General features: G+C 62.4%; 1 protein-coding gene. It reads right to left on the reverse strand.

What is annotated here, in order from left to right; all coding sequences use genetic code 11:
• Nucleotides 1-355: aldehyde dehydrogenase family protein (locus AC5RUM_RS21475; protein ID WP_494036849.1), on the reverse strand; the 355-nt coding region annotated here is incomplete at its 3' end.
• Nucleotides 356-502: the final 147 nt, after the last annotated feature.

The raw sequence follows: 502 nt of genomic DNA on the forward strand, positions 1-502 counted from the left end.
GCTCCGCTTCGGTGATGGTCTTGCTGCTTTCGGACGCGATGATCTTGGCGAACCGCCCGGACTGTTCAGTGAGAAGCTGTCCGGCTTTCTCCAGCGCTTGCCGGCGGGAGCGCAGCGGCCACTCTTCAGCCTGGAGATGCCGGTGGATGTGCGTGATTGCACGCCGGACGTCCTGGGGCGAAGAGGAGCAGACCCGGCCGAGCAGGATGCCGTCTTCAGGATCCCGTATTTCCAGAACCATGTCCGTGGTCTGCCATTGGCCTTCGAGGAAGGCACCCCCGGGAAGGCCTGCAACCTCGGCACGGCCATAGCCCGTATCCGGGCCGGCTTCAATAACCATTGTGGATAAAGTCATGAGAGTCCTAACCTGCCTACTTGACTCGGTCGATGATCTTGGCGGCGGCCCCGATGAAGGGCAGGAACCAGGGCGGGCCGAAGTGTCCGGGTACGGGCGGGTTTTTGAGGTCTTCCCATACGTTGGCGGTCTTGTCGCCGGCCATGT

It is taken from the genome of Arthrobacter sp. B2060, from assembly GCF_059090445.1.